At 70.2% G+C, this 24391-nt stretch carries 26 protein-coding genes; 15 read left to right on the top strand and 11 right to left on the bottom strand.

The annotated features are described in order from the left end of the window. Positions 1-123 precede the first annotated feature (123 nt). Both ACFVYN_RS07230 and ACFVYN_RS07225 read left to right on the top strand, forming a co-directional pair. Positions 124-477 carry a DivIVA domain-containing protein gene (locus ACFVYN_RS07230; protein WP_389993890.1) on the top strand — a complete coding sequence of 118 codons (354 nt, stop codon included), beginning with the start codon at positions 124-126 and terminating at the stop codon, positions 475-477. After that, the gene (locus tag ACFVYN_RS07225; protein ID WP_389993734.1) at positions 474-1052 is read left to right on the top strand and encodes a DNA-3-methyladenine glycosylase I; all 579 of its coding nucleotides are present in this window, start codon (positions 474-476) and stop codon (positions 1050-1052) included. Before ACFVYN_RS07230 ends, ACFVYN_RS07225 begins: the two co-directional genes overlap by 4 nt. A 24-nt stretch (positions 1053-1076) precedes the next feature. Here ACFVYN_RS07225 and ACFVYN_RS07220 read toward each other — a convergent pair whose 3' ends face one another. After that, positions 1077-1868 (bottom strand): enoyl-CoA hydratase/isomerase family protein, encoded by a 792-nt coding sequence (locus tag ACFVYN_RS07220; protein ID WP_389993731.1) that lies wholly within the window; start codon positions 1866-1868, stop codon positions 1077-1079. Between the two features lie 358 nt (positions 1869-2226). Here ACFVYN_RS07220 and ACFVYN_RS07215 point away from each other — a divergent pair, with 358 nt between their 5' ends. Next, a complete protein-coding gene (locus ACFVYN_RS07215; RefSeq protein ID WP_003966491.1) occupies positions 2227-2394 on the top strand; it encodes a DUF3117 domain-containing protein in 168 nt (55 codons plus the stop codon). A 133-nt stretch (positions 2395-2527) separates the two neighbouring features. Here ACFVYN_RS07215 and ACFVYN_RS07210 read toward each other — a convergent pair whose 3' ends face one another. Further along, positions 2528-3226 carry an O-methyltransferase gene (locus ACFVYN_RS07210; protein WP_389993887.1) on the bottom strand — a complete coding sequence of 233 codons (699 nt, stop codon included), beginning with the start codon at positions 3224-3226 and terminating at the stop codon, positions 2528-2530. Positions 3227-3461: 235 nt separating this feature from the next. On the opposite strand from ACFVYN_RS07210, the gene sigE reads away from it, so the two are divergent. The 4 genes from sigE (at position 3462) to ACFVYN_RS07190 (ending at position 6821) form a co-directional block, all read left to right on the top strand. After that, positions 3462-4160, top strand: a complete 699-nt coding sequence (gene sigE / locus ACFVYN_RS07205; protein ID WP_389993728.1) for an RNA polymerase sigma factor SigE — start codon at positions 3462-3464, stop codon at positions 4158-4160. Next, positions 4157-5137, top strand: a complete 981-nt coding sequence (locus tag ACFVYN_RS07200; RefSeq protein WP_389993725.1) for an anti-sigma factor family protein — start codon at positions 4157-4159, stop codon at positions 5135-5137. The genes sigE and ACFVYN_RS07200 overlap by 4 nt, the downstream gene beginning before the upstream one ends. Before the next feature lie 287 nt (positions 5138-5424). Further along, positions 5425-5853, top strand: a complete 429-nt coding sequence (locus ACFVYN_RS07195; protein WP_389993722.1) for a sec-independent translocase — start codon at positions 5425-5427, stop codon at positions 5851-5853. A gap of 302 nt (positions 5854-6155) precedes the next feature. Then, positions 6156-6821 (top strand): hypothetical protein, encoded by a 666-nt coding sequence (locus tag ACFVYN_RS07190; protein WP_389993719.1) that lies wholly within the window; start codon positions 6156-6158, stop codon positions 6819-6821. Positions 6822-6899: 78 nt separating this feature from the next. Here ACFVYN_RS07190 and ACFVYN_RS07185 read toward each other — a convergent pair whose 3' ends face one another. Continuing rightward, the gene (locus tag ACFVYN_RS07185; protein ID WP_389993716.1) at positions 6900-8831 is read right to left on the bottom strand and encodes a glycosyltransferase family 2 protein; all 1932 of its coding nucleotides are present in this window, start codon (positions 8829-8831) and stop codon (positions 6900-6902) included. Between the two features lie 86 nt (positions 8832-8917). Here ACFVYN_RS07185 and ACFVYN_RS07180 point away from each other — a divergent pair, with 86 nt between their 5' ends. Further along, on the top strand, positions 8918-10387 hold the full coding sequence (locus ACFVYN_RS07180) for an RHS repeat-associated core domain-containing protein (RefSeq protein ID WP_389993713.1): 1470 nt from the start codon (positions 8918-8920) through the stop codon (positions 10385-10387). A gap of 81 nt (positions 10388-10468) precedes the next feature. Further along, positions 10469-11035, top strand: coding sequence for a hypothetical protein (locus ACFVYN_RS07175; RefSeq protein ID WP_389993710.1), 567 nt, complete (start codon positions 10469-10471; stop codon positions 11033-11035). 111 nt (positions 11036-11146) lie between these two features. Here the strand turns inward: ACFVYN_RS07175 and ACFVYN_RS07170 are convergent, their stop codons facing one another. From ACFVYN_RS07170 to ACFVYN_RS07160, 3 genes are read right to left on the bottom strand one after another with little or no spacing between them, the layout of a single operon-like run. Then, positions 11147-12280 carry an Mrp/NBP35 family ATP-binding protein gene (locus ACFVYN_RS07170; RefSeq protein WP_389993707.1) on the bottom strand — a complete coding sequence of 378 codons (1134 nt, stop codon included), beginning with the start codon at positions 12278-12280 and terminating at the stop codon, positions 11147-11149. A gap of 42 nt (positions 12281-12322) precedes the next feature. Further along, on the bottom strand, positions 12323-12943 hold the full coding sequence (locus ACFVYN_RS07165; protein WP_389993704.1) for a DUF1003 domain-containing protein: 621 nt from the start codon (positions 12941-12943) through the stop codon (positions 12323-12325). Then, the gene (locus ACFVYN_RS07160) at positions 12933-14210 is read right to left on the bottom strand and encodes a magnesium transporter MgtE N-terminal domain-containing protein (protein WP_389993702.1); all 1278 of its coding nucleotides are present in this window, start codon (positions 14208-14210) and stop codon (positions 12933-12935) included. Before ACFVYN_RS07160 ends, ACFVYN_RS07165 begins: the two co-directional genes overlap by 11 nt. A gap of 262 nt (positions 14211-14472) precedes the next feature. Here ACFVYN_RS07160 and ACFVYN_RS07155 point away from each other — a divergent pair, with 262 nt between their 5' ends. Then, positions 14473-15219, top strand: a complete 747-nt coding sequence (locus tag ACFVYN_RS07155) for a hypothetical protein (protein WP_389993700.1) — start codon at positions 14473-14475, stop codon at positions 15217-15219. A 74-nt stretch (positions 15220-15293) separates the two neighbouring features. On the opposite strand, the gene ACFVYN_RS07150 is transcribed toward ACFVYN_RS07155, so the two are convergent. Together ACFVYN_RS07150 and ACFVYN_RS07145 are read right to left on the bottom strand one after the other, a co-directional pair. Further along, positions 15294-15803, bottom strand: coding sequence for a hypothetical protein (locus tag ACFVYN_RS07150; protein WP_389993698.1), 510 nt, complete (start codon positions 15801-15803; stop codon positions 15294-15296). Between the two features lie 10 nt (positions 15804-15813). Beyond that, positions 15814-16932, bottom strand: a complete 1119-nt coding sequence (locus ACFVYN_RS07145) for a magnesium and cobalt transport protein CorA (protein WP_389993695.1) — start codon at positions 16930-16932, stop codon at positions 15814-15816. 515 nt (positions 16933-17447) lie between these two features. Here ACFVYN_RS07145 and ACFVYN_RS07140 point away from each other — a divergent pair. Next, positions 17448-18032, top strand: coding sequence for a suppressor of fused domain protein (locus ACFVYN_RS07140; RefSeq protein WP_389993692.1), 585 nt, complete (start codon positions 17448-17450; stop codon positions 18030-18032). A gap of 77 nt (positions 18033-18109) precedes the next feature. Here ACFVYN_RS07140 and ACFVYN_RS07135 read toward each other — a convergent pair whose 3' ends face one another. Next, positions 18110-19333 (bottom strand): MFS transporter, encoded by a 1224-nt coding sequence (locus ACFVYN_RS07135; protein WP_389993689.1) that lies wholly within the window; start codon positions 19331-19333, stop codon positions 18110-18112. A 171-nt stretch (positions 19334-19504) separates the two neighbouring features. On the opposite strand from ACFVYN_RS07135, the gene ACFVYN_RS07130 reads away from it, so the two are divergent. The 3 genes from ACFVYN_RS07130 to ACFVYN_RS07120 all read left to right on the top strand — a co-directional run bounded on the left by ACFVYN_RS07130 (position 19505) and on the right by ACFVYN_RS07120 (position 21863). Then, entirely contained in the window at positions 19505-20146 is a 642-nt protein-coding gene (locus ACFVYN_RS07130; RefSeq protein ID WP_389993686.1) for a DUF6758 family protein, read from the top strand. A gap of 158 nt (positions 20147-20304) precedes the next feature. Next, the gene (locus tag ACFVYN_RS07125) at positions 20305-21162 is read left to right on the top strand and encodes a PHP domain-containing protein (protein WP_389993684.1); all 858 of its coding nucleotides are present in this window, start codon (positions 20305-20307) and stop codon (positions 21160-21162) included. Between the two features lie 95 nt (positions 21163-21257). Next, positions 21258-21863, top strand: a complete 606-nt coding sequence (locus ACFVYN_RS07120) for a MarC family protein (RefSeq protein WP_389993682.1) — start codon at positions 21258-21260, stop codon at positions 21861-21863. A gap of 125 nt (positions 21864-21988) precedes the next feature. Here the strand turns inward: ACFVYN_RS07120 and ACFVYN_RS07115 are convergent, their stop codons facing one another. Then, complete coding sequence (locus ACFVYN_RS07115; RefSeq protein ID WP_007384531.1) at positions 21989-22141, bottom strand: hypothetical protein; 153 nt, start codon at positions 22139-22141, stop codon at positions 21989-21991. A gap of 195 nt (positions 22142-22336) precedes the next feature. Between ACFVYN_RS07115 and ACFVYN_RS07110 the strand changes: the two genes are divergently transcribed. Next, a complete protein-coding gene (locus ACFVYN_RS07110) occupies positions 22337-23230 on the top strand; it encodes an NYN domain-containing protein (RefSeq protein WP_389993679.1) in 894 nt (297 codons plus the stop codon). Between the two features lie 4 nt (positions 23231-23234). On the opposite strand, the gene ACFVYN_RS07105 is transcribed toward ACFVYN_RS07110, so the two are convergent. Beyond that, the gene (locus ACFVYN_RS07105) at positions 23235-24104 is read right to left on the bottom strand and encodes an alpha/beta fold hydrolase (protein WP_389993676.1); all 870 of its coding nucleotides are present in this window, start codon (positions 24102-24104) and stop codon (positions 23235-23237) included. Positions 24105-24391: the final 287 nt, after the last annotated feature.

The raw sequence follows: 24391 nt of genomic DNA, 5'->3' as shown, positions 1-24391 counted from the left end.
ACGTCCTGCACATCCGCCGCCTGCGACCCTAACTGTCCGACCCGCATGGCACGATCGGACCCTGACACATTCGACGCCGGTGGCCGGCCGCCGGCAGGGACCCTGGGGACCTCAGCGATGGTTATGTTCTTGTTCCTGGTCATCGCGCTCGCGGTCGTGGTCGCCGCGGTGACGCTCGCCGTGGTGGGCGGCGGCGACAGCGACGGCCCGCTGCCGGACGTCGCCCCGGAGCGGCTCCAGGACCCGCTGCCGCCGGACCGGCCGGTGAACCGCGAGGACATCGACGGCCTGCGCTTCCCGCTGACGGCCCGCGGCTACCGCATGGCGGACGTCGACGACGCGCTCAGCCGCCTCGGCGCCGAGCTCGCCGAGCGGGACGCCCGGATCGCCGACCTGGAGTCCGCGCTGGCCGGCGCCCGGGCCGCGGCCCACGTCGCCCTGCACAAGCCGGAGCACGGCCAGGCGGAGCAGCAGTGAGCGACGGCACCGCCCTGACCGGCCCGGACGGCGCGTCGCGCTGCCCCTGGGCGCTGTCCACGCCGGACTACGTGACGTACCACGACGAGGAGTGGGGCCGCCCGGTCCACGGCGACGACGCCCTCTACGAACGCCTCAGTCTGGAGGCCTTCCAGTCCGGACTGTCCTGGATCACCATCCTGCGCCGCCGCGAGGGCTTCCGCGCCGCCTTCGCGGGCTTCGAGATCGCCAAGGTGGCGACCTTCGGCGAGGCCGACCGCGACCGCCTGCTCCTGGACCCGGGCATCATCCGCAACCGCGCCAAGATCGACGCGACGATGGCCAACGCGCGCGTCCTGGCCGAATGGGCCCCCGGCGAGCTGGACGAGCTGATCTGGTCCCACGCGCCCGCCGCGCACGCGGTCCCCAGGACCCTGGCGGACGTCCCCGCGGTCACCCCGGAGTCGACGGCCCTGTCCAAGGCCCTGAAGAAGCGCGGCCTGCGCTTCGTGGGTCCGACGACGGCGTACGCGCTGATGCAGGCGTGCGGACTGGTGGACGACCACCTGGAGACGTGCGTCGCGAGAACCCGCTGAGTGCAGTGCTGAGGAGTCTGAGCCCTACCGGCCCAGGTACTTGGGCGTCTCCTTGTTCACGAAGGCCCGCACGGCGATCGCGTGGTCCTCGGAGGCCCCCGCCCGCGTCTGCAGCTCGTCCTCCTTCTCCAGCGTCTGGGCCAGGGAGTGCGACAGCGCGTACGCGAGGGACTCCTTGATCGCGCCGTACGCCACCGTCGGCCCCTCGGCCAGGGCCCGCGCCACCTTCTCGGCCTCCGCGGGCAGCTCGGTGGACGGCACGAGACGGTTCACGATCCCCAGGTCATGCGCGTCCCGGGCCGACATGGTCCGCGGGAAGAGAAGCAGGTCGGCGGCGCGCCCCGGCCCCACCACGCGCGGCAGCGTCCACGAGATCCCGGAGTCCGCGGTCAGTGCCACCCCCGCGAACGAGGTGTTGAACGCGGCCGTGTCCGCGGCCACCCGGTAGTCCGCCGCGAGCGCGAGCCCGAAACCGGCGCCCGCCGCGACCCCGTTCACCCCGGCCACCACCGGTTTCGGCATCTCCGTCAAGGCCCGCACGACCGGGTTGTAGTGCTCCCTGACCGTGCTCATGACCTTCGCCGAGCTCTCGGCGAGCAGCCCGATGTGCTCCTTGAGGTCCTGCCCCACGCAGAACGCCCGCTCCCCGGCGGCGGTGAGCAGCACGGCCCGTACGGAGTCGTCCGAGGCCGCCGACTCCACGGCCTCCCGCAGCGCGACCTTGGTGGCGATGTTCAGCGCGTTCATCGCCTCCGGCCGGTTCAGCGTGATCGTCGCGAGCCCGTCGTGCACCTCGTAGAGCACGGTGTCGGCCATGGCGTATCCCCTCCGGTGTGTCCACTGCGTCGATGTCCGAAGGACAGCATGGCGGAGATCGTCGTCCGAGGACCGGACCGGACGTGTGACCTGCGTCAAAGAATTCAGGAGCGCTCATGGCCGACCGGGATCCGCGCGGCGGCGGAGTATCGCAGTCACTTCGCCGAATTGAGTGGTTTTGCTCGCGCGCGTTGCCCAAGCGATGCCGACTGATGTTGGTCATCGGGTCCTGAGATGCGGGATAATGGCTGGGAAGCAATGTGTTCGATGCCGGTGGCGCGTGTCCCATCTTGGACCCGCGTGCCCTCCCAGGGCTGTCGGCTTTGACGATGAGCTGGTTTCAGGAAGGGGAACGAGCATGGCGGCCATGAAGCCGCGGACGGGCGATGGCCCGCTCGAGGTGACCAAGGAGGGGCGGGGCATCGTCATGCGCGTTCCGCTCGAAGGCGGCGGTCGGCTCGTCGTCGAGCTGACCCCTGACGAGGCCGACGCCCTGGGCGACGCCCTCAAGAAGGTCGTCGGCTGAGCGGAAGCGACCATACCCTTTCGGCTGCCCCGGCATCTCCTGAGGTGCCGGGGCAGAGCTCTGCCCGGGCGATGCCACGAATGGCGGTACGGCACTCACTCGCTCAAAGTTCTACCGCCTGACCGCCAACGTTCTACCGCTTGACCGCGCAGAGCAGTCCGTCACCCACCGGCAGCAGCGACGGCAGCAGTTCCTGGCTCTCGCGTACGGCCCGCAGCAGCTCCCTCAGGCGCAGCACCTCCGTCGGCTGCGGTCCCGAGTCCACCGTGCGGCCGTTGGCGAAGACGCCCTCGAAGACCACCAGGCCACCCGCACGCAGCAGGCGCAACGATTCAGCGAGATAGTCCATGACCTCCTGCCGGTCACCGTCACAGAAGACGAGGTCGTAGCCGGCGTCGGCGAGACGGGGCAGGACGTCCAGGGCACGGCCCGGGATGAACCGGGCCCGGTTGCTGGCGAAGCCACAGGCGCGGAACGCCTGGCGGGCGAACTGCTGGTGCTCCGGCTCCGGGTCGACGGTGGTCAGCACCCCGTCCGGGCGCATCCCGTGCAGCAGATGAATGCCCGACACGCCGGTCCCGGTGCCGATCTCGGCGACGGCCTTGGCGTCCACGGAGGCGGCCAGCAACCGCAACGCCGCGCCCGTGCCGGGCGACACCGAGCGCAGCCCCGCCTCACGGGCCCGGTCGCGGGCCCAGCGCAGCGCTTCGTCCTCGGCGACATAGGCGTCGGCGAACGCCCAGCTCGTCTGCCGGTTGCCGGTAATGACCCTCTCCTTGCCCCGTGGTTGCCTGGGCGTGACTGTATCCGTTGGCGTCGGGAACCCGCAGATGGGACCGGGCGTTTAGAGGGGTGGAGACGCACCCGGGGGGACACAGTTGGATCACGAAGCCGAGCAGGCCCTCGAGCAACTGCTGACGCAGGGGACCGAGTGGTATCAGCCCAGATCAAATTCTCGTAAAACCGCTTATCCGGAGCTAACGGGCGAGGTGGCTATGGTAGGGGCTCCACTGGAGACAACCAGAGCCGACAGGGGAGGTGCGGCCGCGCCTGAGGATCGTGGGGGGGTGCTGCGGCGCTTCCTCGGATCGGCGGGCAGGCCGAGATCCGTGAACGACACCGCTGACCACAGCCACGCCGGCGACTACGCCCAGACCGCGACCTTCACCAGCGACGCGGACGGGCAGGCGTGGACTCCGCCCACCTGGGAGGAGATCGTCAGCACGCACAGCGGCCGCGTCTACCGCCTCGCGTACCGCCTCACCGGTAACCAGCACGACGCCGAGGACCTCACGCAGGAGGTCTTCGTCCGCGTCTTCCGCTCGCTGTCCACGTACACACCGGGGACCTTCGAGGGCTGGCTGCACCGCATCACCACCAACCTCTTCCTGGACATGGTCCGCCGCAAGCAGCGCATCCGCTTCGACGCCCTCGGCGAGGACGCGGCGGAGAGACTGCCCAGCCGCGAGCCCTCGCCCCAGCAGGTCTTCAACGACGCCCACTTCGACGCGGACGTCCAGCAGGCCCTCGACACCCTCGCCCCGGAGTTCCGCGCCGCGGTCGTCCTGTGCGACATCGAAGGGCTGTCGTACGAGGAGATCGCCGCGACCCTGGGCGTCAAGCTCGGCACCGTCCGCTCGCGGATCCACCGCGGCCGTTCCCAGCTGCGCAAGGCCCTCGCGCACCGCTCGCCCGAGGCCCGCGCCGAGCGCCGCTCCTTCATGGCCCGGGTCCCCGCGCTGGGGGGAGGGGGTGCATCCGCGTGAGTGGATCACTGCCCAAACCCGGCGAGGGAAGCCTCGCGGAACAGCACCTGGGAGACCGACTCGCCGCCCTGGTGGACGGCGAGCTCGGTCATGCCACGCGCGAGCGTGTCCTCGCGCATCTCGCCACCTGTCCGAAGTGCAAGGCGGAGGCGGACGCCCAGCGCCGCCTGAAGAACGTCTTCGCGGAGGCCGCCCCGCCCCCGCCCTCCGAGAGCTTCCTGGCCCGCCTCCAGGGTCTGCCGGGAGGCGACCCGGAGGACGGCGACAGCTCGCCGTTCGGCGGGGGAGGATTCGCAGGACTGTCAAAACGACCCGGCACGACCGGGGCCTTCGGCGTGAGACGTGACGAGCGCTTCGCGTTCGACTACGTCCCCGCCCGCCCGCACGCCGCGATGCTCCCGCCCTCCACCGGCCGGGGCTTCCGCATCCATGACGTCAGCCGTCACGAGGCCGACCGCTCGGCCTCGCGCGGCATGCGGTTCGCGGTCGTCGCCGCCGGTGCGGTCTCGCTGGCCGCGATCGCGCTGGGCGGCGTCACCACGGGCGTGCCGGGCGACACCGACGCCCGCGGGGCCGGCAGCAATGTGACCCCGGCGCGCGCACCGGGCACGGGAGCCGCGGTACCGGAGAACCAGCGCCGCCGCGGCGGGGGTTCCCTGCTCGCGCAGGGACAGGAGCAGGGACAGGGACAGCAACAGCGGATGCCGGGTGACTCCCCCGTCGTCCCGACCACGGCGTCCGCACCGCTGCTGCCGGGTATCCCCGCCCAGGTGCGGGAGGCGGCGCTGCACACCCTCACGGCACCCGTGGTCGCCGGTGCCGCCGCGATGTCCCCTCTCATACGCCCGCTCAGCGCCACCCCGCCGCTCACCCTGACGTCCTTGTCCGCGACCCCGGACCTCACCGCCACCGGCCTCCTCGCCGCACCCGTCCTCCCCACCACGTCAGCGCCCACGCCCCCCGGCGCCACCCGCTGACCGGCGCCTGAACCCGGACTGCCCCGGCAGGGGCCGACTGCGCCTTCGTGCTCGGAGGACGGGGGCGAAGGACCGGGCTCCGGGTTGACGGAAACCTCACAGAGATGCTCCCGGGCCCGGTTCCACAAGGCAAACAACCCGGAAAACCGCGCCCCGGCCCGCATTCGGAGCGCCCGGGACAGTACCGGTCCTACGCGATCCCCAGGTACCGTGGACCCGGCCCGGACCACGGAAGACCGCACAGACCACCGAGGGCCGAGGACCGAGGACATCGCAAGGAGCTTCAGGTGTTCAATGACATAGGACCGCTCGAGCTGATCACGCTCGTTGTCCTCGCCGTGCTCGTCTTCGGTCCGGAAAAGCTTCCGAAGGTCATCCAGGACGTCATGCGGACCGTGCGCAAGATCCGTGAGTTCTCGGAGAGCGCCAAGCAGGACATCCGCTCGGAGCTGGGCCCCGAGTTCAAGGACTTCGAGTTCGAGGACCTCAACCCCAAGACGTTCATCCGCAAGCAGCTGGACAACGACGAGCTGGGCCTCAAGGAGATCCGCAACGGCTTCGACCTGAAGAAGGAGATGGCCGAGGTCACCGACGCCGTGCACAGCACGGACACCTCGCCGTCCCCGTCCTCCTCGGGTGGCCGGATCGACATGACCAAGAAGCCCGACGAGCCCGGCAAGGACGACCGCCCGCCCTTCGACGCGGACGCCACCTGAGCCGTACGCCCCACCGGAAGGCGCCTGCCGAGCAGTTCAGCTCGCGGGCGCCTTTCCTCGTCGTACGTGACGTGTTTCATACCCCGCTCTCACCTCGAACGGTCTTCGTACGGCTCCGTACGGCCTCCGTACGGCCTGAAGCCTCCCCCCATGCGCCCCGCGCGCCGGGCGGTTTCCCCGCAGCTCGGAGCGGTGTGGCTATGCTGCCGAGTTGTTGTGCGGGCCGACGCGAACCAGCGACGCCGCCCGAAGGGGGGCGGGCCGGTCCGGTCCGACGAGAGCTAGTAGGAGGCGTCCGGCACATGGAGACGACGAGTGGGGCAGTCGCGCAGGCGCCGGCCGCGGAGGGTGGCCAGCAGGTTCCCTCCGCCCGGCGCACGGTCGACGGCTACCTTCAGGCGCCCTTCCCGTGGTACGGCCTCGACGAGGCGTTCACGGGACCGCGCTGGCTGATGCAGGTGGGCACGTCGGCCGACGGGGCCGTCGAGCACGGGTCGATCGGGCACGGTGACGAGCCGTCCGTGAAGAACGAGGCGGGCTCCACGGGGGAGTCGAAGGAGAAGTTCGCGGTCGTGGTGACCGTCGCCGCGAACCCGTCCCGCAGGAGCGCGGACGGCACGGGTCTGCTGGAGGCCACGTCGGTCTCCTCCGCCGCCTGGCTGGCCGGGGTGGGGCTGCTGTCGTTCACCTGGCCCGGGCAGATGGACCACTCCCTGCGCGACGACTGGCTGGACCAGCAGACCGAGACGGCCTGGGTCCTGGCGGACGACCTCGACGGATCCGACTGGTCCACCCTGTCCCTCCCGGTGGACGGCGTGCCCACGCCGTTCCACTACCGGGAGTCGGAGTTCGGCTGGGTGCTCGCGGGCTCCACGCAGGAGGGGGTGCACGTGGGGGCGTACGGGAGAGGCATGAGCGCGTACGGGCTCGGGTTCGCGATGATCAAGGACATCTCGGCGTACGCCTAGCGCACGGTGGGGCACCGGGACCGTGCGGTGCCCCATCGCACGGGGGCACCGAGGTGCCCGCGGTGCCCCAGGACCGTCCTATCGGCCGAGCCGGCGCCGTACCCGCCGGATCTGCCGGTTGTCGGCGACCGCGTCGAGGAGCCGGCGTCCGGTGCCGGTCTCGTGGGCCGGGCCCTCGAGACGCAGCAGGGCGCCGTCGCGGACGACGGCGTACGCGAGGGGGGCGTCGGTCTTCGGCAGGCTGACCGGGTGGCGTCCGGCCGGGAGCCTGAGACGGGCGGGTAGCCGCAGCACGGCCGTCGTCCCGTCGTCACCGGGGACCAGCTCGGCGTCCACCGTCAGGGCGGACACGGTGACCTTGAGGCGAGCGGGACCGCTGGAGGCCGCGGACGCCACGTACGGCAGCGGGAGCGACCGCTCGCCGCGCCCGGAGTTCGCCGCGGCGGCGCCGGCCGTGTCGGCACCGAGTCTGCGCTGGCGCTGGTCCACGTCGAGGGCGAGCTGTCCGCTGCCCGTCCAGTACGGCAGCGAGAGCCGGCCGCCGGTCAGCGCCGGGCCCGCGGCCGGGGCCCCCGGGGTGCCGTCGCCGGTCAGGCGGACCATCCGGTCGACGCCCAGCAGCTGGACGTAGGCCCACACGTCGTGCACTCCGCGCTCCAACGGCCGCCCGCCCGCGAGCCGTTCCGGGTCGAGGAGCAGCCGCCCGGCCGCGACGAGCCGCGAGCGCCCCTCGCCGCAGGGCTCGAGCCGCACCTCCAGATCGCCCTCCGGGTACCACCAGTCCTCGCGGTCACGGTCCTTGACGACCAGTTCGGCGTACGCCAGCCGGAACGGATCGCGGACCTCCCAGCCGTCCTCGGTCCCCGGCACCCCGGCCAGCAGCTCCGGGTCCAGCCACCGCTTCCCGTCCCGCTCGACGAGCGCCAGCGGCTCGCCGTCCCCGCGCAACAGGTCCAGCGTGACGTCGGCGACCAGCCGGCCGTCCTCCCACCGCAGTCCGGCGACGGCGCTGCGGGCCTTGACCTGACGGATGCGCTCGGCGAGGGCCACGGCTCCGTCGAAGTCACCGCGCTCGAGGAGTTCGGCGCGGAGGCGGGAGACGGTGGGCAGCCCTTCGCGCACGGCGGCGGGAAACTCCGTCAGCGCCAGTTCGCGGGCCGCGTCGAAGCGGGGGCGCTGGTCGGCCGGGTCCTCGCGGAGGATCTCGGGCTCGCGGGTGCGGGAGAGGATCTCGACGTGGTAGAGGCGGTGCAGGAGGCGGTTCTGCAGCGCGTCGATGTCGTCGGACGGGGGTGTGCCGTCCTTGATCTGGCGCACGATGGTGCGGCAGTTGGACCAGAAGCCATGGCGCGGGTTGAAGCGGTGCTGGGTGTTGTTGCCGCCGTCGTCCCGCTTCATCCAGTAGTAGCAGGGGTAGTCGGCGAGGACCGAGATGCGCTCGGCCTTCAGGTAGGCGGCGCTGACGAAGGCCAGGTCCTCCAGGATCCAGGGACCCTCGGGGAACCGGAGACCCTGCTCCTCGACGAAGGCGCGCCGGAACATCTTGTGCGGCGACATGCTCTGCATGAGCTCGTCGTTCTCGATCGTGCAGGCGTCCACCGTGTGCCGGAACAACCGCCGGGGCCGCACCATCGTGCTGGACATCTTGCCGAGCACCACGTCGGCGTCATTGCGCCTGGCGTGCTCGTACAGCCGCTCCAGGGCCTCGGCCCCGAGCATGTCGTCATGGTCGACGAACTGGATGTACTCGCCCTTGGCGTGCCGCATGCCGAGATTGCGCGGTGCGCCCGGCCAGCCGGAGTTCGGCCGGGTGTGCACCTGGACGTTCGGATGCGCGGCGGCGATCTTCTCCAGCCGGGTCAGTGTGTCGTCCGTCGAGCCGTCGTCGACGTAGATGACCTCGTACTCGTCGGCGGGCAGACTCTGCCCGAGCAGCGACGGCGCGCACTCGTCGACGTACTTGCCGGTGTTGTAGACGGGGACGACGACGCTGACTTTGACTCTCGGCATTCCACGGACCCTACCTGGCTGACCGGGCGCCGCGGGATCGCGTGGTGCACGGGGGAGTCGGTGCAGGCGCGCGCGGGACCGCCGAAATGGGCGCGTCGGCCGTCGCCTACTACACCTACGACGCCACCGGCGACATCCTCTCGATCGCGGACACGCCGTCGGGTGGCACGAGTGATGTGCAGTGCTTCGCGTACGACGGCCTCGGCCGGGTCTCTTCGGCCTGGACGTCGTCGGTGGCGTCGAACGACGCGAAGGGCACGGGCGGTACGGACGCGGCCTGCTCCTCGGGAGCGTCCTCGTCGACGGTCGGGGGCGTGTCGGCGTACTGGACGGACTACGGCTACGACACACTCGGCAACCGCACGAGCGAGGTCCGGCACGGCCTGAACGGCACAGCCACCTCCAGCCGCACCTACAAGTACGACGCACAGGGCTCCCGGCTCCTCCGGTACACCCCGACCGAGAAGACGTTCTACCTCCCCGGTACGGAACTCCACTACGACAAGTCCACCGCCAAGGTCACGGCGACCCGCTACTACAGCTTCGCCGGCACGACGGTCGCGATGCGGGAGGCGGACGGCGTCCACTTCCTCGCCTCCGACCACCAGGGCATTGCGGAGCCGGCGGTCGACGCGAAGACGGGCGCCACGACCCGCCGCCGCATGGACGCCTTCGGCAACGCGCGGGACGCGTCGACGTCATCCGCTTCGGGCTGGCTGAACGACAAGGGCTTCGTCGGCGGCACGGTCCGGAAATCCACGGGCCTGACAACGCTCGGCGCCCGCGAGTACGACTCGGACACCGGGCGCTTCATCTCGGCCGACCCGATCATCGACTACACCGACCCCCAGCAGATCAACGGCTACGCCTACGCCAACAACAGCCCGGTCTCGATGAGCGACCCCACAGGCCTGGAGAGCTGCTACCCGAACTACAGCTGCACCAGGGACACCATCAAGACAATCAACGAGAGCGGCACGAGCAAGGACACCAAGGCCGGCTCCGGCGACGGGGGCGGGGACTCCGGCGGCAGCAACACGTACTCGCCGGCCAAGGCCAAGGCGGACCGAGCCCGCGCCGCGGAGGACTCCGCCAAGCAGAAGGCGATCGCGATCGCCAAGGAACTCGGCAAGATCATTGCCGACGAACTGGGTATTACCGACGCGCTGGACTGCTTCACGACGGGCAACTTGGGGGCTTGCGGAAACACGGCACTCAACGTGGTGTCGTCCCTCCTGAGCGGCGGCGGGCCGAGCCTCTTCCAGGACTGGCGCAAGAACTCCAAGATGGCCTTGTCCTATGAGGAGGCGTCCGCAAAAGCCAACAAGGCGCTCAATGCAAAATTGGATCACATGCATGCGACGTTGAGCCGTTCGAAATTCCGGCAGTACGCGATGGGATCGGCGGCGGTGGACAGACGCACAGGCAATGTGGTGGTCAGCCTCAAGAAAACCGGTGCGGGAGACTTCTGCGCGGAGGACATGTGCAGGGCCGCACTGGTGAATCAGGGGCGAACCCGGAAGATATCGTCTACAGCGTTCCCCAGCGGCCGCTGAAGCGTGAACCTGCACCGGTGTGCCCTCGATGCGAGGGCCGCACGACGCGCGGCCAGTTCGCCCCGGTCGCAACGTGGGAGAGTGATCTCAGTGATGGAAAGCGACCGGTGGGACTGGTCGACGCTTACATGCCAGAGTCTTCCAGGTGAGCGGATCCCCGGGTATCTGGAACGGTTGCTGGACAGGGACGAGGGCGAGAGGAAGCGCGCCTACGGAGTCCTGCACTGCGAAGTCGCGAATCAGGGGCAGTTGTACTCCGCGGCCGCGGCCTGCGTTGACGTGCTGGTCGCGTGGCTGGAGGGACGAGGGCGTCTCCCCGCTGAGGCGGTGAGTCTTATGGAAGCGATTCTGAATGCTCGCTCCCCGGGACATTCGGTGATGGTGGGGGAGGCGGCGACCGATGTCGCCCAGTACGTTCGTCAACGAGTCCTGGACGGGGTGCCGTTGCTCGTTTCTTGTGCAGAAAACGAAGATCTCGACTGGTTCAGGGAATTCTGCTTTCTCGTGCCACAGCTGGCCGACTCGTCACAGGAGGTGATCGACTATCTGAGGCGTTCGGCTCCCCTTCTCCAGGGGGAAAAGCGAGCTCTGTGTTACGAGGCGCTCGAAGAAGCCGAGGAGGTCCTCCGGGACGGTCACATGCCGTAGTTTCCGGATGCGCCCAGGAACAGTCAGGAGACAACTCTCGGGAGAAAATGGCGGCTCCACCGGATTTGGTTCCGGTGGAGCCGCTGCGGCGATTCTCTCGTAACGTACGTCTCAGAACTTGTTCCTCGGCGTGATCCCCAACGACAACCCCGAAAGCCCCCGCTGCCGTCCCCCCAGCTTCCCCGCGATCGCCCGCAGCGCAGCCCCCGCCGGAGAGTCCGGGTCGGTCAGGACGACCGGCTTGCCCTCGTCGCCGCCCTCGCGGAGGCGGACGTCGATGGGGATGGAGCCGAGGACCGGGACCGTCGCTCCCGTCGTGCGGGTGAGGCCGTCCGCGACCGTCTGGCCGCCGCCGGTGCCGAAGACGTCCACCATCTCGCCGCAGTGCGGGCACGGCAGGCCGGACATGTTCTCGACCACGCCGACGATCTTCTGGTGGGTCTGCACGGCGATGGAGCCCGCGCGCTCGGCGACCTCCGCGGCGGCCTGCTGGGGGGTCGTCACCACCAGGATCTCCGCGTTCGGGACGAGCTGGGCCACCGAGATGGCGATGTCGCCGGTGCCGGGCGGCAGGTCCAGGAGCAGTACGTCCAGGTCGCCCCAGTACACGTCCGCCAGGAACTGCTGGAGGGCACGGTGGAGCATCGGGCCACGCCAGACCACCGGCGCGTTGCCGGGGGTGAACATGCCGATCGAGATGACCTTCACACCGTGCGCGGACGGCGGCATGATCATGTTCTCGACCTGGGTCGGACGGCCGTCGGCGCCCAGCATGCGCGGCACCGAGTGGCCGTAGATGTCGGCATCCACGACACCGACCTTCAAGCCGTCCGCCGCCATCGCCGCCGCCAGGTTCACTGTCACCGAGGACTTGCCGACGCCGCCCTTGCCGGAGGCGACCGCGTACACACGCGTCAGGGACCCCGGCTTGGCGAAGGGGACCTCGCGCTCGGTCTGGCCGCCGCGCAGCGCGGTCGCCAGCTCCTTGCGCTGCTCGTCGCTCATCACGTCCAGCGTGACGTCGACGCGCGTGACGCCCTCGACCGCCGCGACCGCGTCGGTGACGCGCTGCGTGATCGTCTCGCGCATCGGACAGCCGGAGACCGTCAGGTACACGGTGACCGCGACCGCCCCGTCCGCGCCGATCTCGACCGACTTCACCATCCCGAGTTCGGTGATGGGGCGGTTGATCTCGGGGTCGTTCACCGTCGCCAGTGCCTCGCGCACCGCGTCTTCGCTAGCCATACGACGATGGTACGGCCCCGGACAGCCCCCTCAGTAAGGCCCTCAGCGGTCTTCTGCGTCACGTACCGACGGCCGTTCCGACCGTTCTGCCGGGAATGTGCCGTGACCGTCCTGCCTGGCCTCCAGCTCCTTCATCAGGTCCTGGAGCTCGGAGCGGATCCAGTCTCGGGTCGCCACCTCCCCGAGGCCGATCCTGAGCGAGGCGATCTCGCGGGTCAGATACTCGGTGTCCGCGATCGACCGCTCGTTCTGCTTGCGGTCCTGTTCGAGGTTGACCCGGTCACGGTCGTCCTGCCGGTTCTGCGCGAGCAGGATCAGCGGGGCGGCGTAGGAGGCCTGGAGGGACAGCATCAGGGTGAGGAAGATGAACGGGTAGTTGTCGAAGCGCATATCGCCGGGCGCGAAGATGTTCCACAGCACCCACGCGATGATGACGACCGTCATCCAGACGATGAACCGCCCGGTGCCCAGGAACCGGGCGATCCGCTCCGACAGCCGTCCGAACGCCTCCGGGTCCCACTCGGGCAGCAGCCTGCGCCGCGGCGGGCGGGGCTGGTCGAGGCGGGCGCGGGTGCGGCCGGTCGCCGTGGCCCCGGCGGGGGTGCGCTCCCGGACACCGGAAGCGGCGCGCTCGCGGTTCGGGGTCTCGCGCTCAGGCGTCATCGCGGGCCACCCCCTCCGCGTCGAACTCCGTCTCCCGCCAGTCCTCCGGCAGCATGTGGTCCAGTACGTCGTCCACCGTCACCGCGCCGAGCAGCGACCCCGCCTCGTCGACCACGGGCGCCGCGACCATGTCGTACGTCGCGAAGAACCCGGCGATGACCGGCAGCGTTGCGTCCGGGTCGAGGGCCTGCAGGTCGTCGTCGACCATGGAGCTGACGAGGGTGTACGGCGGATCGCGCAGCAGCCGCTGGAAGTGGACGGTGCCGAGGTACTTGCCGGTCGGCGTCTCGTCGGGCGCGCGGCACACGTAGACCTGGGCGGCGAGGGCGGGGGACAGGTCGCGGTTGCGGACGCGGGCGAGCGCGTCGGCGACGGTCGCGTCCGGCCGTAGCACGATCGGTTCCGTGGTCATCAGACCGCCGGCGGTGTGCTCCTCGTACGCCATCAGGCGCCGCATGTCGGCCGCGTCGCCGGGCTGCATCAGGCTCAGCAGCCGCTCCTGCTCCTCCGTGGGGAGCTCGGAGAGCAGGTCGGCCGCGTCGTCGGGGTCCATGGCCTCCAGGACGTCGGCGGCCCGCTCCTCCTTCAGCTTGCCGAGAATCTCGATCTGGTCGTCCTCGGGCAGCTCTTCCAGTACGTCGGCCAGGCGGTCGTCGTCGAGGGCGGCGGCCACCTCGGCACGCCGCTTGGCGGAGAGGTGGTGCAGGACGTTGGCGAGGTCGGCCGCGCGCAGCTGCTCGAAGGTGGCCAGGAGGCTCTCGGCGCCCTGTCCGTGCTCCTCCAGCGTGAAGCCGGTGACGGCGGACCACTCGACGGTCACCGCCTCGCCCTTGCGCCGGAACGCCCCGCCCTTGCCGCCCTTGCGGACGAAGACACGGTCGATCTCCCAGTCCCGGCGGGCGGGCAGCTGCTGCACCGACACGTCGAGGACGGTGGCCTGTTCGCCGGACTCCACGAGCGTGACGCGCCGGTCGAGCAGCTCGCCGAAGACCAGGCGCTCGGTGGGCCGTTGCTCGAAGCGGCGGACGTTGAGCACGCCGGTGGTGATGACCTGACCGGACTCGATGCTCGTCACCCGGGTCATGGCCAGGAAGATGCGGCGCCGCGTGGACAGTTCGACGACGAGCCCGAGCACCCGGGGCGGCCTGCGCCCCACGCGCAGCACGACGACCAGATCGCGCACGCGGCCCACCTGGTCGCCGTTGGGATCGAAGACGGCTACGCCGGCGAGGTGCGAGACGAAGATCCGGGGGGCTCCCGCTGCCATGGCTGTGCTTCCTTTGCATACGAGGCTGCCTACGGGGCTGCTTACGAGGCTGCGTACGGGGCGGTGTACGGGGCTGCGTACGGGGGGTTGCGTTCGGCGTTCGTTGTCCGGATTGCCCGCTCGGGAGGGCTTAAGGCTAGCCCGTACCCATCGGATCCGCCCTGGTGAGCGCTCCGGGCGGTCTGGCTCCGCCCGGGGGCCCCGGCCCCGGTACGCTGCCGTACGCCGCTGAAGGACCCTCGTCGGAAAGGCAGCCCCACCTGTGACCGCGATTCCCCAGGGCCGTGCCCGCAGGACCGTTGTGGTGGGCGCGATGTGCGCCCTGGTCGTCACGGGAACAGGCCTGACGGGCTGCAGTGAGGACCCCGACGCGGGCACCAACGGGGTCGGCAAACTGCCCGCCGAGCAGATCCAGTCGAAGACGCGGGCGGCCGCCGAGTCCGCCGACGCGCTGCGCCTGTCGGGGAACGTGGTCACCAGCGGACGTACATACCGGCTCGACATGCGCCTGAACTCCGCCGGCGGTTCCGGATCGGTCACCGCGGAGGGGTCCACCTTCCAGCTGCTGCGGATCGGCGAGGAGCTGTACCTCAAGGCCGACGCGGGCTTCTGGACCCAGGCCGACGACAAGGGCGAGGACCCGGACGCGGCCGCCGGCAAGCTCGACGGCAAGTACGTGAAGGTGCCGTCGGGCGACCCGGCGTACAAGAAGTTCAGCGGTTTCACGGACAAGGACGTTCTCCTCGACGGGCTTCTGACACTGCACGGCAGCCTGGATACCGACGGCCACCATGAGCAGGCGGGTACCCGCACGATCCGCATCACGGGTGACAAGGGCGACGGCGGCACGCTGGACGTCTCCCTGGAGGGGCAGCCGTACCCCCTGCGCCTGGCCCGGGCGGGCGGCGCGGGCACCCTGACCTTCTCGGCCTGGGGCAAGAACTTCCCCCTGGCCGAGCCGGAGAAGGACGAGACGGTGGACTACGGCAAGCAACTGCCGACGTCCTGACGCGACCGCCGGCATCCTGACGCGACTGCCCACGTCCTGACGCGACTGCCGATGTCCTGTAGGGCCGCCGCGTCCTAGCGTTTGCGCCGTTTCAGCAGCAGCCGCGGAAGGCCCGCGGGGATCGGCTCACGCGTGGTCGCCGTGGTCGGCAGCGGCGGTTCGGCCAGGTCGCCGTCGGGCAGCGCCGCCGTGACCCCGGTCGGTTCGAGCCGCAGCACCCGGCACTCGCGGGACCAACGGTCCGTCATCGCCTCACCGTCGGGGGCGTTCAGCCGCTTCCCCTTGAGCTCGGCGACCGCCGCCTCCCACGCCTCGGACCCAGGTGGGAGTTCCACGACCGTCGCCGCCCAGGAGACCAGCCGGCCCCCCTTGTCATTGCTGCGGACGGTCACCTCGGCGGTGCCCTGGTCGGTCAGTCCGGGCAGTGGCTGCTCCCCGGGCCCGTCGCCGACCAGGCACGCGGCACCTTCGTGCCACACGTGCCACAGGGCGCGGGCCGGGCCGCCGGGCCCCTCGACCCAGATGAGGCCGGACTTCTTCGTGGCCTCCTCGACGAGGGCCCGGTCGAGCAGCTCACGTGTCATGGGGCCCACCCTAGAGCCAGCCGTTGCGCTTGAGGGTGCGGTGGATGCCCAGGCAGATGACTCCGGTGATCGCCATGATCACCGGATAGCCGAGCTTCCAGTGGGTCTCCGGCATGTAGTCGAAGTTCATGCCGTAGACCCCGCACACCATCGTCGGTACGGCGATGATCGCGGCCCAGGACGTGATCTTGCGCATGTCCTCGTTCTGGGCGACGGACGCCTGCGCGAGGTTGGCCTGGAGGATGGAGTTGAGGAGCTCGTCGAAGCCGAGGACCTGCTCCTGGACCCGGGCGAGGTGGTCGGCGACGTCCCGGAAGTACTTCTGGATGTCGGGGTCGACGAGCCGCATCGGCCGCTCGCTGAGCAGCTGCATGGGCCGCAGCAGCGGGGCGACGGCCCGCTTGAACTCCAGTACCTCGCGCTTGAGCTGGTAGATCCGGGCCGAGTCGACACCGCGGGAGACCTTGCCGCCGCGTCCCGGGGTGAACACCTCGGTCTCGACCTCGTCGATGTCGTCCTGCACGGCGTCGGCGACCGCGACATAGCCGTCGACGACGTGGTCGGCGATCGAGTGCAGCACCGCGGAGGGGCCCTTGGCGAGCAGTTCGGGGTCGTCCTGGAGGCGGTGGCGCAGCGCCCTGAGCGAGCCCTGGCCGCCGTGCCGGACGGTGATGAAGAAGTCCCGGCCGGTGAAGCACATGACCTCGCCGGTCTCGACGATCTCGCTGTTGGCGGTGAGTTCGTCGTGCTCGACGTAGTGGATGGTCTTGAAGACGGTGAACAGGGAGTCGTCGTAGCGCTCCAGCTTGGGGCGCTGGTGGGCCTGGACGGCGTCCTCGACGGCGAGCGGGTGGAGCCCGAACTCCCCGGCGATACCGGAGAATTCGGCCTCGCTCGGCTCGTGCAGGCCGATCCAGACGAACCCGCCGTCGCGGCGCACCTGGCGCATCGCCTCGTGCGGGCTCAGCTGCTGGCCGGTCTGCACACGCCGGCCGTCGCGGTAGACGGCGCAGTCGACGACGGCGGAGGGCGTCGAGGGGTCGCGCGTCGCGTCGTACGCGCCGGTGTCCTTGCGCAGCGAGGGACGCGACGGGCGTACTGCGGCACGCAGGTCACGGATCATCGACATGGCAGGCTCCTTCGTGACGGGCAACAAAGGGCCCCGGCGACGGGTGGAACTACCCGGAATGAGGACGTCCTGCTGTGGGTGTTTGGCACGTCCACAAAGCGGGGAGCACCGCACCATCGCGGTGGCGGACTTCGTTACTGATTCAGCTACTGCTGGCGATCAGAAAGATCAGGCGAAACGAACGAAGTGCTCTTCCGCACGAAGACGCGAACGTGAGAGGCGGCGGTTGCCGAAAGTCACAGAGCTGCATCAGCGGCCGGAAGAACGAGTGGTACTACCAGGTCGACTTCGATCCATGACAGCCCCACCTCCTCCGGCCGGTCCCTCGTAAGGGACGATCCATTCCCGTAAGGGAGTCTCACAGGCGTCGAGGACTCGATACGCGACTCCCCCAGTGCCCAAAGCCTGGGAGGTACCCCATCAGCGTGCTGCCCCGACGACCGGGCCAGACTACCAGCAGGCCGAACTGTCAAGGCGCTGCTTTGCCCGGTACTGACGAGTTCTATGCTCGCCGCATGGCAGATGTTCTTCCTCTGGTCGAGGCCCGGTTGCGCAGCGCGCTGGGCGAGCCGGACGCGCGCGCGGCGGTCACTTTCCTGGGCACGGACCGCATCGAGGTGCTCCGCTTCACCGACGGGGACATCGTCCGCTACGCCACCCTCGGCATGTCCGCCCAGCCGATGGCCGACCCCACCGCGGTGCTCGCCGACCCGGTCAGGGGCCCGCGCGCCGAGCTCGTCCTCTCCGTACGGTCAGGGCTGGCCGACACCGACAAGGTGCTCCGCCCGCTCGCCGTGCTCGCCGCGTCCCCGCAGGTCGAGGGCGTGGTCGTGGCTCCGGGTGCCTCGCTCGACGTGGGTGAACCCCTATGGCCCGGCGCCCCGTTCACCTCGGTCCTGGTCGCCGAGCCGGGCGGACTGGTCGAGGACCTGGAGCTCGACGAGCCTCTCGACCCGGTCCACTTCCTGCCGTTGCTCCCCATGACGCCGAACGAGGCCGCCTGGAAGCGGGTGCATGGCGCCCAGGCCCTTCACGAGCGCTGGCTGACGAACGGGACGGACCTTCGGGATCCCTCCCGGAAGTCCGTCCCGCTGGAGTGAGCCTCGCGTGAGCAAGGTCACCACGTGATGGCAGGTCACCAGGTGATGGCAGGTCACCAAGTGGTGGCCGCAAGGCGTCAGTTGGCGAAGACGGCCACACTGTCCTCGGTCGCGTGCCTCGGCTCCAGCTCCTCCGCCTCGTGCGTGAGCGCCTTGCGCCGTACGACGACCACGAGCGCGCCCAGCGCCGCGGTCACCGCCGCCACCACGAACGGGATGTGGATGTCGGTCCACTCCTCGATCTTCGGCGCGAAGTAGGGCGCCGCGGCCGCCGCGAACCAGCGTACGAAGTTGTAGCCCGCGCTCGCCACGGGCCGCGGGGCGTCCGACACGCCGAGCGCCAGCTCCGTGTAGACCGTGTTGTTCACGCCGATGAAGGCGCCGGACAGGATCGTGCAGACGATGGCCGTGGTGTGGTTGCCGTAGCCGAGGACGAGCACGTCCAGCGCGAGCAGCACGAGCGAACCGCCGAGCACCTTCAGGGAGCCGAACCGCTCCTGGAGGCGCGGCGCGGCGAACACCGAGAAGACGGCGAGCAGCACACCCCAGGCGAAGAACACGGCACCCGACTTGTAGGGGGTCATGTCCAGCACGAACGGGGTGAAGGCCAGCACGGTGAAGAACGTGTAGTTGTAGAAAAAGGACGACGCCGCGGCCGAGGCGAGCCCGCCGTGGCCGAGCGCCTTGATCGGGTCGAGCAGGGACGTCTTGCGGGCCGGCTTCGGCTGCTCCTTCAGGAACACCGTGACGCACAGGAAGCCGATCGCCATCAGGAAGGCCGTGCCGAAGAACGGGTAGCGCCAGCTGGCGTCGCCGAGCAAGGCGCCGAGCAGCGGGCCGCACGCCATGCCGAGGCCGAGGGCGGACTCGTACAGCAGGATCGCCGCCGCGCTGCCGCCGGCCGCCGCGCCGACGATGACGGCGAGGGCCGTGGAGACGAACAGGGCGTTGCCCAGACCCCAGCCGGCCCGGAAGCCGACCAGTTCCCCGACCGAGCCCGAGGTGCCCGCGAGCCCCGCGAAGACCACGACGAGGGCGAGGCCGAGCAGCAGGGTCTTCTTGCCGCCGATGCGGCTGGAGACGAAGCCGGTGACCAGCATCGCGATCGCGGTGATCAGGAAGTACGAGGTGAACAGGAGGGAGACCTGACTAGCCGTGGCGTCCAGGCCCTGGGCGATCGACGGCAGGATCGGGTCCACGAGTCCGATGCCCATGAAGGCGACGACGGAGGCGCCCGCCGTCGCCCATACGGCCTTCGGCTGGCGCAGGATGCCGCCGGCTCCCGCATCGAAGGGGTCCATGGTCGTTCCTCCACTCCGTTGAGATAGTTGGTATATGCACATACTAAGTTAGGTCGGCTAAATAATGCAAGCTGCATCTAGTTCTGCCCGGTAGTGCCCGCGTGAACCGGTTCCCTCCGGACGGGTGATCGTCCTTGACGTGGCGGAGCGAGGGTAGGACCGTGGGGCCCTATGAGGGGCGAACCCAGTTGCCCGAAGTGTGGTGGCCGGGTCAGGGCTCCCGGACTCTTCGCCGATTCCTGGCAGTGCGATGTGCACGGGACGGTGCATCCGCTGCAGCCCGTGATCCCGCCCAGTGTCGAGGCCCTCGAAGTCGTGGTGCATCGCACGCAGGTACCGGTGTGGATGCCGTGGCCGCTGCCGGTCGGCTGGCTGTTCACGGGTGTGGCCTGCGCGGGCGACGACCGCAGCGGCGGCCGCGCCACGGCGGTGGCGTGCACGGGACCCGGACCGCTCGGCGGTGTCGGCGAGCTGATCCTGGTGGCCGAGGAACTCGGCGTCGGGCTCGGGGCGCGCTACGCGGGCATCGACGGTCCGGATCCGGGGCCGTACATGAGCGTGGAGAAACCGCCGCAGGCCAAGGTGCTCGCCGCCGGCCGGCCGACTCCGCTGTGGCATGTCTCCGGGGCGCCGGAGGACCGGGCGGTGTTCGCGGGCGAGGCGCTGGGGCTGTGGTTGTGGGCCGTGGTCTGGCCCGAGCAGTCCGGGCTGCTGATGTACGACGAGCTGGTGCTGACGGATCTGCGGGACGCCGGGGCGGAAGTGGAACTGGTGCCCTGCGGAGCGCTGTCACCCCGGCTGCTGAAGCCCTGACTGTGGGGACCGTGGTGCAGGGACCATGCTGCAGGAGGCACGCTGCAGGTGGGCGCCTGTAGGGGGTGCACCCCGTCTGCGGGTGTGACGGAGGAGTCGGAAAGTCCGGTTATCCTTGAGCGTCCTCCTCTCTTCCGTCAGCGTCTGGAGCCCGTGTCGTGCGTATCGACCTGCACTGCCACTCCACGGCGTCCGACGGGACCGACACGCCCGCCGAGCTGGTACGCAACGCCGCCGCTGCCGGGCTGGACGTCGTCGCCCTCACCGATCACGACACGACCCGTGGGTACGGCGAGGCCATCGCCGCACTGCCCGCGGGGCTGACCCTCGTCACCGGGGCCGAGCTGTCCTGCCGGATCGACGGGGTGTCCATGCACATGCTGGCCTACCTGTTCGACCCCGAGGAGCCGGAGCTGCTCGCCGAGCGGGAGCTGGTGCGGGACGACCGGGTGCCCCGGGCGCGCGCCATGGTGGCCAGGCTTCAGGAGCTGGGTGTGCCGGTCACCTGGGAGCAGGTGGCGCGGATCGCCGGGGACGGCTCCGTCGGACGGCCGCATGTGGCCACCGCTCTCGTCGAGCTCGGGGTCGTACCGAGTGTGAACGACGCCTTCACGACCGACTGGCTGGCCGACGGCGGGCGGGCCCACGTGGCCAAGCACGAGACCGACCCCTTCGAGGCGATCCGGCTGGTCAAGGGCGCCGGCGGCGTCACCGTGTTCGCCCACCCCGGCGCCGACAAGCGCGGTCGCACCGTCCCGGAGTCCGCGATCGCCGAGATGGCCGCCGCCGGCCTCGACGGCATCGAGGTCGACCACATGGACCACGACGAGGACACGCGCGTACGGCTGCGCGGGCTCGCCGCCGACCTGGGGCTGCTCGTCACCGGGTCCAGCGACTACCACGGCAGCCGCAAGACGGTCGCCCTCGGGGAGTACACGACGGACCCCGAGGTGTACGGGGAGATCACGCGACGGGCGACGGGGGCGTTTCCCGTCCCGGGCACCGGCGGAATCTGAGGCCCGGCCCAGTTCTCCACCACTCGGCGCCGCAGGCCTTTGCGTGCCTGTGTCCGGCCCCGTGTTCCACCCCTTTCTGTAAGGCCAGTTCCGTCATGTTCGACGTCGCCGTCTTCGGCTCGCTCTTCCTCACCCTGTTCGTCATCATGGATCCCCCCGGGATCACCCCGATCTTCCTCGCGCTGACCGCCGGCCGGCCCGGCAAAGTGCAGAAGCGGATGGCCTTCCAGGCCGTCTGTGTCGCGGGCGGTGTCATCGCCGTCTTCGGGCTCCTGGGCCACCAGATCCTGAACTACCTGCACGTCTCCGTGCCCGCGCTGATGATCGCCGGCGGGCTGCTGCTCCTGCTGATCGCGCTCGACCTGCTCACCGGCAAGACCGACGAGCCGAAGCAGACCAAGGACGTCAACGTGGCGCTCGTCCCCCTGGGCATGCCGCTGCTCGCGGGTCCCGGAGCGATCGTCTCGGTCATCCTCGCCGTGCAGAAGGCCCACAGCGTCGCCACCCAGCTCTCGGTGTGGACGGCCATCCTCGCCATCCACGTCGTGCTCTGGCTGGTGATGCGGTACTCCCTGCTGATCATCCGGGTCATCAAGGACGGCGGCGTCGTGCTGGTGACCCGGCTCGCGGGCATGATGCTCTCCGCGATCGCCGTGCAGCAGATCATCAACGGGATCACCCAGGTGATCCGGGCGAGCTGAGCGGCCATGGACATGCGCAGAGCCCCCGCCCGGCGTCGATGCCGGGCGGGGGCTCTGAAGCTTCAGCGGTGATCCGCGTCTGTACCGTTCCGCGTCTGTACTGTTCCGCGTCTGTACTGTTCCGGTTATGAGGCCGAGGTGTCGGCCGGACGGATCCAGAGTCGCTGTCCTATGGCGGCGGCCTGCTGAACGATCCGGTTGACGGAGGCGGCGTCCACGACAGTGCTGTCCACGGGCGTGCCGTCGACGTCGTCGAGTCGCATGATTTCGAAGCGCATGGGCTTCTCCCTTCGTCTGGTCATCCTCCTGCGGAGAATTACTGCGTACGTAGGGAGTCAACGGGGTGTGTGTTACAAACATTCCCTACGCTAAAGAAATTTTTCGAACAGCTAACTACTGACCGGTAAGTGAGTCTCCGGAGACTCCTTGGGACCGGTTGTGTTCGCAGCGTGACCGCCGGGACAATGGTGGCGATGAACGACGACCTGGCGCCGCTGAGCGCCCGCATCGACCGCACCAACGAGCTGCTCACGCGCGTGCTCGCCGAGGTGGCGAAGACGCCCTCGACGCATGCGATCTTCGTCGACGCGGGATATCTCTACGCGGCCGCGGGACGACTCGTCACCGGCACCGAGGACCGTCGCGCCTTCGACCTCGACACCGAGGGCCTGATCGAGGCCCTCATCGACCGGGCCCGGACCATCTTCGCGGACAGCAGACTGCTGAGGGTCTACTGGTACGACGGCGCGAGACGCCGCATCCACACGGCGGAGCAGCAGTCCATCGCCGAACTCCCGGACGTGAAGGTCCGGTTGGGCAATCTCAACGCCAACAACCAGCAGAAGGGCGTCGACTCGCTGATCCGCTCCGACCTGGAGTCCCTGGCCCGCCACCGCGCGATCAGCGACGCCGCGCTCCTGGGCGGCGACGAGGACCTGGTCTCGGCGGTCGAGGCGGCCCAGGGCTACGGCGCCCGGGTCCACCTGTGGGGCATCGAGGCGCCGGAGGGCCGCAACCAGGCGGAACCGCTCCTGTGGGAGGTCGACAGCCAGCGCACCCTCGACCTCGACTTCTTCAAGCCGTACGTCTCCCGGCGGGCCGCCGGCCCCTACGAGGCGACGGCCACCCGTCCCACCCGTGACGCCGTCCGTTTCGTGGGCGCGCAGATCGCCGCGAAGTGGCTCGCGGAGCGGGGGCGGGCGGCACTGCAGGATCTCCTGCCCGGGCACCCCTACCTGCCCGGCTCGGTGGACCAGGATCTGTTGGTGGAGGCGGAGGTGCTTCTCCAGTACTCCCTGCGGGGGCAGGCCGATCTCCGGCGGTCGCTGCGGGACGGGTTCTGGGAGCACGTGCAGGGGCAGTACTGACCGCTCAGTGGCCGAGGCTGTCCCAGAAGTCGGCCAGGGCGCGGGCCGTGGGCAGGGGCTGGTCGGCGTTGGGGGAGTGGTCGGCTCCCGGGATCACCGTGCGGCGGGCGCGCAGTCGTACGGCCATGTCGTCGAGGAGATGAACCGGCCAGGCGTCGTCCTGTGAGCCGGACAGGACGTGGAACGGCAGCGGGACGGTGGCGAGCTCGTCGACCAGATCCGGTTCCGTGCACAACTGACGCCCTGTGGCGAGGAGTTGGGCGGGCTTGGTGCCGAGCCAGCGGCGGCGGAGCTGTGCGATGTCCCCGACGCCCTCGGCGGGGCCGCCGACCTCCTCCGGCGGGCCCATGGCCAGAAGCGTGTCCCACGCCTCGGCCATCGTCATCACACCGAGCGTGTCCCGCAGCAGCTTCACCCGCTGCTGCTGGGAGTCGGAGATCTGCGCGGGGCCCGAGGAGACGATGGTGAAGGAGAGGAAGGGGGAGTGGTCGAGCAGCACGGCGGCGCGCGCGATCTGACCGCCGAGGGAGTGCCCGACCAGGTGCACGGGGGTGTTGAGGGCTGCGGCCTGGGCGAGCACGTCACGCGCCAACTCGCCTCGCGCGTAGGCCGATTCGTCTTCCTCCGGCCCGTCAGACTCGAACTGCCCCCGCCCGTCCACGGCCACGACCCGGTACCCGCGCGCGGTGAGCGGTTCGTGGAGCAGCGTGAAGTCCTCCTTGCTCCCCGTGAAGCCGGGCAGCAGCAGCGCGGTGCCCTTGGGGGCGACACCGGGGGCCACGGCCGAATCCACGGCCGCGAACTCACCGCGAGCGGTGCGCAGGGGATGGACGCGGGCGCCGGGCGGCGGGGTGAAGACGGCTCGGGTGCTCACGGGGTGAGGGTATCCCGGGCGGGGGTGGCGGGCCGGCGCCGTAGGGGGCCGAGGGGTGCCGCAGGGGGTGCCACGGGATGTCGTTCGGACGGTTGTGGGTTCGGCGCGGGCGGTCACGGCCGGGGCCGGGAACGCCGACGGCCCGGCCCCTGGTGAAGGGACCGGGCCGTCGGGCGTCGGATCAGCTGTCCGCGGGCTCCGCGGCGGCCGTCTTGCGGGTCCGTCGGCGCGGTGCGGCAGCCTTCGGCTCCTGGTCCGTCTGGGCCGGGATCTCGGCGGTCACGGCC

This window comes from Streptomyces sp. NPDC058307, from assembly GCF_042880295.1.
Classification (GTDB): domain Bacteria; phylum Actinomycetota; class Actinomycetes; order Streptomycetales; family Streptomycetaceae; genus Streptomyces.
Note: the sequence above shows the minus strand (reverse complement) of the source record. Positions and strands in the feature narration are given on the sequence as shown.